This is a genomic window from Nitrosomonas sp., from assembly GCF_043753625.1.
In the GTDB taxonomy this organism is placed as follows: Bacteria; Pseudomonadota; Gammaproteobacteria; order Burkholderiales; family Nitrosomonadaceae; genus Nitrosomonas.
Map to the genome: position 1 here is coordinate 20,914 of NZ_JAYUWI010000133.1, position 8,180 is coordinate 29,093.

The following is an 8,180-nucleotide window of genomic DNA, read 5'->3' on the forward strand; positions in this document are numbered from 1 at the left end:
TTCTGGATGGGAGAATGACTCAGATTCTTTGTTGTAGCGGGAGATTACCTTGTAGCAAAGAAGCCTGCTCGGTACAACTGAGCAGGCTTCTTAACAACATACCTATGCTATGACTCGATCGTGCCGCCTATTATCTAGTGGTTGTGTTTGCGATGATGATTTCAACACGACGGTTTTGCTGACGCCCGGAAGCGGATTCATTGTCGCTAATTGCAAAATTTTCACCTTTCCCGTATGCCGCAAGCCGGTTAGAAGCGACACCCTGGCTGATCAGATAGGTCATTACCGAATTGGCGCGCCGTTGCGACAAGCCTAAATTAAAGTCTTCGCTGCCAACATTGTCAGTATGACCTTCTATCATCACCGTGCGGTCCGGATACTGGTTCAGAAAAGCAGCGAGTTTGCCAAGATGACTAGCCGCACCACCCTTGAGAGTCGCTTTGCCGGTATCAAACAGCAGATCGCCGAGCGTTACGACCAGACCGCGGTCTGTTGCTTTAGCATTTAACTCTGCAATCTGTCTTTGTAGATCTGCGGCTTGTTGCAGCGCTATCTCAGTATCCATATTGGCTAAATTCGCCTCTCTTCGCGCAGCAGTAGCATCGCTGTGCGCTCTGTCGGCCTCGCGTGTACGCGAATCAAGACGCGCGTTATCGCGTTGTTCACTGAGCATTTTGCGTTGATCTTCTGACAAACGGCTTTGTGCCTGGAACGTGGCAATATCAATCTTGCGATCAGCCATAAACACCAGATGCTTGCCGAGTCCTACATCTTCTTGCGGTACTTCTGCAGCACGCACGGCAAGTTCAGCTTCCTGAATCGCAACCGGTGCGCGGCTGGCCAGTTGCGGATCAGATTGTAGTTGTATCAGCTTGCTCCGAGTCATGTCGGCACCTTCCGGTTTTATGGGCGTCGAGCATGCGACAAAAATAACGGGAGTGAGCGTGATGGCGATCAATTTTCTTAATCGATAGATTTGCGTGTTCATTGTTTATCTCCCGTATTGCGTTGCATTTCCTGCTTCATGACGTCGGTACTTTTCAGCATTTCATCGTTAATTGCCTTGGCCTTGGTTGCTTCAGCTTTAGCTAAAGCTAATTCGGCATCAACACGGGACTGTTCGGCAAGTTGCTGGGCCAATATCATTTTCTCCTGCTGAACGGCAGCGCGAGCTGCGGCAAGTTTTGTACGCGCTTCATGCAGTTCAGTGGATGCATAGTCCACGGCGCGTGCTTGATCGGCACTGTTAATTGCCATTTCTGCGGCTGCTAGTTCTTGGTTTGGAGGTTGTGGAACTGTCGCACAAGCAACGAGTGAGAACAGAATCCCAACGGCGGTTATAAGCTGCAACGGTGATCCGTGCGCGCCTATTACTTTCATTCTTGTAAGTCTATGAGTCATGTTGATTCTCCTAAATGGAATTTTCGGCGTAGCATTCAACCTTGCGATCATTATCATCAGACTCAGTGAGCAATTCTGTGCGTTATCGTACATAGCCCTTATTTCCTAGTTAGATTATTCAAGAGGTCAAACAAAGCAGATGCAAAATGGGAGGCTGTGAGTTGTTCGGTTTGCTCGCAATGATTTGTTAACGATATAGCGTACAGTGCGGTTCAACGATCCGCTTGTTTCGTTTCCTGCAACAATGAACTGAGAGGGAAATAGGATTAAGGAAACAGTCTGGTGTAGTGATCGTTCAGTACGCTGTAACACGCGCAAGACGCCGCTTCGAGTGCCTTTCGATTAAGGATATTGATCTCACCACGGATATAACTGATGAGCTTTTGCTGTTGCAGCTTGCCCGCAGCGATGGTGATGCTACTTCTGCGTACCCCGAGCATGTCAGCGAGGTATTCTTGCGTGAGATGGAAATGATCAGCATGTGCGCGGTCGTGCGTCATCAGCAACCAACGCGCCAGCCGCGGTTCAATCTCATGAAAATGAGTACAGGCAGCGGTTTGCGACAACTGCATCACCAATACATACAGATAACGGTTGAGTGTGGATAGCATGCTGGGACTGTTGCGCAACTCGTGCTGAAATTGTGCGGCTGTCATCCGTAGCGCGCTACCGGAACCTTGCACCACTGCCTTCAGTGGCGCATCAGCGATTCCCAGCGCAAGTGTTGCGCCGAGCATGCCTTCATTACCGATCAGTCCTACTTCCAGCGTTTGATGACCTTCCATTGATATCACCAGCGAGATGAAACCGGCAAGGGGAAAGTATACATGCTGGATAGGTTCATCCACTTCATACAGGATATCGCCGAAAACCAGCTTTACCGACTCGCAATGCTGCAGAAACCGGTTTCGTTCCTCACTTGACAAACATCTAATCAGGTGATTGGTCACTTGTACTGGTATTACAACTGACATTTTTAATTATCCTTTACCACGAAAAACCAACAGAGTAGTACGAGAAAGGTACAGAACCATCTAAAGGACATAACTTAAACGATAGTCACACAATTTTCTGTGCGCTAGGACACACAGGAAATTCACAACAGTACTTAGGTTTTGCTTATGAGAACAGAGCGCCGCTAAAAGGAATTTTTCTGATAAACACAATGTGTTTCGTAATTATGGTGATTTTGTCCGCAAGTTATTGAATATAGATCAGAGAAACGTCTGGCAACAAGCGATCAGTTTCTCGTTTGACCACGGCATAACATTCGCAACTCAACTGCTCCAGTTTGGGCCGATCCAATACCGTGATATGCCCGCGGTTGTATTCGATCACACCGAGTTTTTGCAACTTACCCGGCCGCATCGGTGACACCCTCGCGGCGCACGCCCAGCATGTTGGCGATCAGTTCCTGGGTCATCGTCAATTGGTTGTCCGGCAAACGATCCAGCGAAAGCAGCAGCCAGCGGCACAGTTGCTGTTCTATCGAATGGTGACGATTGCACACCGCTGTCTGGGCCATTTGTGTAATCAAGGCCTGTGTATAGCGTAGCATCAGGAGTAAAAAACCAGTGTGGCGATTGAATTCTTCTTTGAGCCGCGATCCCAGCAGCCGGTAGGCATGACCGGCGCTTTGTACGACTCCCCGGCTTGGCGTGCTTTCACCTCCCATAAATAAAGCAATGCCAATGAGCCCATCGTTACCTACCACAGAGATTTCCGCTGATGCACCAATCTCCATCACGTAGAGCAGCGATACGATGGAGTCGGTCGGAAAATAGACATGGCGCAAAGTATCCCCGGATTCATACAAAACCTTGCCAAGCGGCAGTGACACCAATTCAAGCGCAGGAAACAAACGGCTCTGAACTTCGACTGGCAAGGCAGCCAAAAGATGATTCTGCTGCGGGGCTGGTGGGGTAGATGTCGTGGGCATAACAGCCTCCGTTTTGAGAAAGTATTGCTAGAGTAACTCAAGTCATTTCTTTTTGTGCGCTATCGCACAGACCCTTTTCAGTTTAATGTATTTAATCTCATCATAAGCAGATTTCCGGGTTTGTGAGAACGAAGGTTTGCAAATACATCGTGAGGAGCGATCCGAAAGCACAGCAATCGAGGCACGCAGTACGGATTCATTAGCAAACCTCATTTTCACCAACTCTCTTTCAAATAATCACTGGAGACATATTATGTTAGAAACCATTGCGTTAGTGTTAATCATTCTGTGGATACTTGGGCTCGTTTCATCGACCACGATGGGCGGATTCATTCACTTGCTCTTGGTCATAGCGCTCATTGTGATACTGCTCCGGGTCATTCAAGGCCGAGGGTAACCTTCCGGCCCGATTCTTTCCGGTTCGTTTTCAAAAACAATTGCGACAGTACTTCTTGGAGAAAACAAAATGGATTCATTCAGAATGTTAGCCACCCTATTGATTATTGCAGGTGCCTTGGGTCTGGCTTATGGTAGTTTTAGCTATACCGAGGAGACTCACCAAGCCAATATCGGGGCACTCCATTTGTCAGTTGATGAAAAGCAATATGTCAATATCCCTGTCTGGGCAGGTGTTGGTGCCATTCTGGCTGGCGAAATTCTTTTAGTTGTCGGCAGAAGAAGGAGTAATAGAATTTAATCAGTGGTTAGATACATATGTTTAGCGTCAATGGCCTAGCGGATATACCCCAAACCAACAATGGAGAAATAAAATGAAATCTTATTACCTTCTTATACTGATAATCGGCGCAACGCTTCTTACGTTACCTGCCTGTGATAACAAGCAAACAGGCAGCGAAAAGGTGATGAATAAAGTTGATGACGCACTGGATCGCCGTCCTGGCGAGAAAATTCGTGATGCAGCCGAAGATATGGGTCATGAACTGGATGATGCCGGCAAAGCAATTAAAGAAAGCGCTAAAGATGCTGGTAAGTAGTATGCAGACGTATCATGAAGCTTGAAAGCCGGTTTTAAATTGATTAACCAAGGAAAATAATATTATGAGTACGAAAAAAGCATACCAACAAAAGATAGAAGCTGAGGTAGAGTTGGCACAAGCCAAATTGGATGAATTAAGAGCCGAAGCGAAAAGTTCTGCAGCAGATGTGCGAATTAAATATGAGAATTGTGCTGAAGAGCTTGAGCAAAAAATTAATACCACGAAGACTAAGTTGCAAGAACTGAGCAAAGCTAACGAGGATGCTTGGGAACAGCTTAAGGACAACGCGGAGATTACTTGGAATACACTCAGCAGTGCTGTTCAAGATACGGCTGCCAAATTGAGAGCGCAGTTTAAAGATTGAAATGCATCTCTTGTTAAGCCGTTTCACGCTGATGCATGCACTGATTAGCGTGGTTTGCAAAGATAGAAAGGCTGCTCTTTTACCCAAGGTTCACAGCTCATCAGGAAAAACAAGATTAGCGCATGATTGTCCAGACTGTACATCTTAAATGGATACTCAAATTTGAAGGATGGAATATCCTTTTTTTTCTGATGTATGGATATTTTGTGTATGTTCTAAATTTGCATTTTTTTGAGCATTTAACTCTCCCTGATACTGAAATTAGCGTTTTTGGGATTGCTGTGGCTATTTTGTTGGGTTTCCGAAACAACGAGGCATACAATCGATTCTGGGAAGCTCGGACTGCCTGGGGCGATTTAACAAATGCTTCCAGAAATTTTGCCTCTCAAGTAATTGGTTATATTGAATCCCCAGAAAATCAGGGAGATGTGTCACAGGAGGCTCATCGTATCCATTGTGAGCTTATCTATCGGCATCTGGCTTTTCTCAATGCGCTTCGCATGCAATTACGTCAAGAAAACACTTGGGAAGAATTGAGACCACTTTTATCAGAATCCGAGTTTCAGAGATTGAATCAGGCAATTAATAAAGCGACACAACTGAATCATCAGCAATCTTTGCGGTTGAGAGAGCTGTATAGATCTGGCTGGATCAAGCAACAGGCCTATATTTTCGGATTGATGGAATCCATTAAAGATTTTTTTATCGGCCAGGGACGCTGTGAGCGGATTAAAACAACACCTTTGCCTCGCCAATATGCTTTTTTTACCAGATCCTTCGTATGGATCTTTGTATTGTTACTTCCTTTTGGGCTTGTTCAGCATCTTGGTTGGATAACGCTTCCGATTTATGTTCTCTTAGCTTCCATTTTTACGATCACCGAACGTATTGGGAAAAGAACGGAAGAACCCTTCGAAAGCAAACTGGAAGATGTGCCCATGTCTTCCATTTGCAGAAATATCGAAATTGATTTACGGCAGCAACTTGGGGAATCGATAATTCCCGCATCGTTAAAACCCCAAGATGGAGTATTGATGTAGGCTTCCTCTTGAATTTAGCCCTTAGCTGCATCACAACAAAAGTTTGATCTTGGGCTTACCGCAGGAAAATTCATTTCAGTCTGTGATCAGTTTTGACTTTATAAGCTGGCTAAGGTTTATGGCTGAAAATAATGCGAGTTGTAGATAAAGGCATATTGTTCAAAGTAGATAAGCCTATGCGTAGTGACTGATAGCAATTCGACGTGAACGCGACATTAGCACATCAGCATTCCACTATGGGCCAGCCGGTAAAAATTCGAGGACTAACATGAGCGTTAATCAAGGAGAAGCAAAGATGAGCATGGAAGAACGTATTCTGCAATTCATCCAGCTTGCCGTAATCGCTCTCGTTTTCATTAGCTGCTATCTGGTTATCCATCCGTTCATTCCTGCGATCTTGTTCGCAATGGTGGTGTGCATTTCGACTTGGCCGCTTTATCTGTGCTTACGCAGGGCGTTATGGGGAAAACCTGCGTTGGCGTCATTACTGATGGTAATGCTGCTGATTATGTTAGTAATCATCCCCTCTGCGCTGCTTGCTGTCAGTTTTGCGGACAATCTAACTGCCACTTTCGACACAGTCAAAATATTTCTGGAACACGGTCCGATTGAACCGCCGGTATGGCTTAAAGAGGTGCCCCTGTTCGGTGAGCGACTTGATAGTTATTGGCAGGGGCTTGCTTCCGGCGGGAAGGAAGCAGTGATGCTATTTAAAGAGCTGCTCGAACCGGTCAGAAATTTTCTCCTTAACTTGGGCAACGTAATTGGTCAAAGCTTGCTGCAGATGGTGTTCGCCGCATTCATCGGTTTCTTTTTCTACCGCGATGGTGAGGCCCTGATCCAGGCACTGCGAAATGGGGTGGCTAAGCTGCTTGCCGGCAGTCTCGGCGCAGACCCTCTGGTATTGATCCATGATACCGTGACGGGTATTGTGCATGGTATTTTTGGTGCCGCATTAGCGCAAGCCATCGCCGCCGCCATCGGTTTTTTCATTGCCGGAGTGCCGGGCGCTTTCCTGCTCGGCGCCGCTACTTTCTTTCTAGCCATGATTCCAATGGGGCCAACCTTGATATGGGGCGGTGCCAGCGTTTGGTTTCTTTATCAGGAATCCTACGGCTGGGCAATTTTCATGGTGCTGTGGGGCGTATTGGTGATCAGCAGCATCGACAACTTTGTCAGACCCTATCTCATTAGCCGCGGCAGTAGTTTGTCCTTTCTGCTGATTTTCCTGGGGGTGTCTGGCGGTATCGTTGCCTATGGTTTTATCGGTATTTTCATCGGCCCCCCGATCCTGGCGGTGGGCATTACGCTGACTCAACTATGGACGGCACATCCGGCGACGGAGATAGAAAATCCCCCCGAGGTACGCAATTGAGAGCAATTATCCGCTCGATCTGCATCCTTTGTGTGGCGCCGCACATACGACAGCTGATTCGTACTGTAATGTGCAATGTGTGGCGATGTGATTGGTATGACACGATCGGGCTGGGCTTTAGATTCCCCCTCTGATTCGTATCCGCGGTACGTTCTTGAAAATCTTACACATTGCTGCACAATTACTCAATCGGCGACGTATTGAGTGAACAAGTTAGTAGTCCTAATTCTGCAAAGGAGACTTAAATGGGTAAATATTTTCTAGGATGGTTGCTCGGGGTACCGGTATTCGTATTGATCATCATTTATGTGCTTAACAACTAAGAGAAACGCTGAGCGTATCGATTGAATCGATGGCAGTGATGGAAAGTGGGATGATTTTGTACGATTTTAGTGTTTCATATTGCTTGAAGAAATTCTGTTCAGAGTGCAAAGCATGTGATCAGAATTGGTGAAAAATTATTCGATTTCTTATTATTTAGTTAAAAAACTATCGAATCTATTTGTTTAAACGGAGAACAATCATGGCAACAACAGATGAATTTAGTAAAGAGATAGAACAGTTAAAAAAGGATTTGACCAGTCTTCGGACAGACATTGGATTGTTGGTGACTTCAGTGAAGGATCTGGCAGGAAAGCAAGGTGACAAGGCTGTCGATCTGGCTCATGATGCGGAAAAGCGTGTGCGTGACCAGACTAAGCTGGCCGGAGAAAGTGTGGAGAAGTATATCGAAGAACGCCCGCTTACCAGCGCGCTTGTCGCTTTCGGTAGCGGCTTCGTGATCGGCATGCTACTGAGTAATAAACGTTAAACGGCTGACATAAGTGCTACCCAAATTACTTGCAGAGATCGTTGCTGCGGAACATGCCAAACTGTGGCGGAATTCGGTCAAGTTAAATTACCTCCGGCAGAGCCGGAGGCTTATAGCTGGAGCCCCTCGAAGGCTGTTTGTGAGCCGCTAAAGTGGCATCTACATATCCAATTTCAACTGATCACATCGCTCATCTTCTTTTTCCAGATCTCGTATATACGCTCTGACCATTTCTTCATCCAAACCCACAGT

At 46.3% G+C, this 8,180-nt stretch carries 10 protein-coding genes and 2 pseudogenes; 7 read left to right on the forward strand and 5 right to left on the reverse strand.

Going from position 1 to position 8,180, the window contains the following annotated elements; all coding sequences use genetic code 11:
• Nucleotides 1-130: 130 nt before the first annotated feature.
• From ACH10T_RS11280 to ACH10T_RS11295, 4 genes and pseudogenes are all read right to left on the reverse strand, one after another.
• Nucleotides 131-988 (reverse strand): OmpA family protein, encoded by an 858-nt coding sequence (locus ACH10T_RS11280; RefSeq protein WP_394809376.1) that lies wholly within the window; start codon nucleotides 986-988, stop codon nucleotides 131-133.
• Nucleotides 985-1,401 (reverse strand): DUF4398 domain-containing protein, encoded by a 417-nt coding sequence (locus ACH10T_RS11285; protein WP_394809377.1) that lies wholly within the window; start codon nucleotides 1,399-1,401, stop codon nucleotides 985-987. Before ACH10T_RS11285 ends, ACH10T_RS11280 begins: the two co-directional genes overlap by 4 nt.
• Nucleotides 1,402-1,667: 266 nt before the next feature.
• Complete coding sequence (locus ACH10T_RS11290) at nucleotides 1,668-2,375, reverse strand: Crp/Fnr family transcriptional regulator (RefSeq protein WP_394809378.1); 708 nt, start codon at nucleotides 2,373-2,375, stop codon at nucleotides 1,668-1,670.
• 226 nt (nucleotides 2,376-2,601) lie between these two features.
• Nucleotides 2,602-3,340 (reverse strand): annotated as a pseudogene (locus ACH10T_RS11295) (Crp/Fnr family transcriptional regulator).
• Nucleotides 3,341-3,593: 253 nt separating this feature from the next.
• On the opposite strand from ACH10T_RS11295, the gene ACH10T_RS11300 reads away from it, so the two are divergent.
• The 7 genes from ACH10T_RS11300 to ACH10T_RS11330 all read left to right on the forward strand — a co-directional run bounded on the left by ACH10T_RS11300 (nucleotide 3,594) and on the right by ACH10T_RS11330 (nucleotide 7,928).
• Complete coding sequence (locus tag ACH10T_RS11300) at nucleotides 3,594-3,737, forward strand: lmo0937 family membrane protein (protein ID WP_292925879.1); 144 nt, start codon at nucleotides 3,594-3,596, stop codon at nucleotides 3,735-3,737.
• A gap of 69 nt (nucleotides 3,738-3,806) precedes the next feature.
• Complete coding sequence (locus ACH10T_RS11305; protein ID WP_394809379.1) at nucleotides 3,807-4,037, forward strand: hypothetical protein; 231 nt, start codon at nucleotides 3,807-3,809, stop codon at nucleotides 4,035-4,037.
• A gap of 73 nt (nucleotides 4,038-4,110) precedes the next feature.
• Entirely contained in the window at nucleotides 4,111-4,335 is a 225-nt protein-coding gene (locus ACH10T_RS11310; protein ID WP_394809380.1) for a hypothetical protein, read from the forward strand.
• Nucleotides 4,336-4,399: 64 nt separating this feature from the next.
• Nucleotides 4,400-4,702, forward strand: a complete 303-nt coding sequence (locus ACH10T_RS11315; protein ID WP_394809381.1) for a hypothetical protein — start codon at nucleotides 4,400-4,402, stop codon at nucleotides 4,700-4,702.
• A 122-nt stretch (nucleotides 4,703-4,824) separates the two neighbouring features.
• Nucleotides 4,825-5,742, forward strand: coding sequence for a bestrophin family protein (locus ACH10T_RS11320; protein WP_394809382.1), 918 nt, complete (start codon nucleotides 4,825-4,827; stop codon nucleotides 5,740-5,742).
• Nucleotides 5,743-6,043: 301 nt separating this feature from the next.
• Nucleotides 6,044-7,117 (forward strand): AI-2E family transporter, encoded by a 1,074-nt coding sequence (locus ACH10T_RS11325; protein WP_394809384.1) that lies wholly within the window; start codon nucleotides 6,044-6,046, stop codon nucleotides 7,115-7,117.
• 523 nt (nucleotides 7,118-7,640) lie between these two features.
• Complete coding sequence (locus tag ACH10T_RS11330; RefSeq protein WP_394809383.1) at nucleotides 7,641-7,928, forward strand: YqjD family protein; 288 nt, start codon at nucleotides 7,641-7,643, stop codon at nucleotides 7,926-7,928.
• A 159-nt stretch (nucleotides 7,929-8,087) separates the two neighbouring features.
• On the opposite strand, the pseudogene ACH10T_RS11335 reads toward ACH10T_RS11330, so the two are convergent.
• Nucleotides 8,088-8,180 (reverse strand): annotated as a pseudogene (locus ACH10T_RS11335) (IS200/IS605 family transposase); the annotation flags it as partial.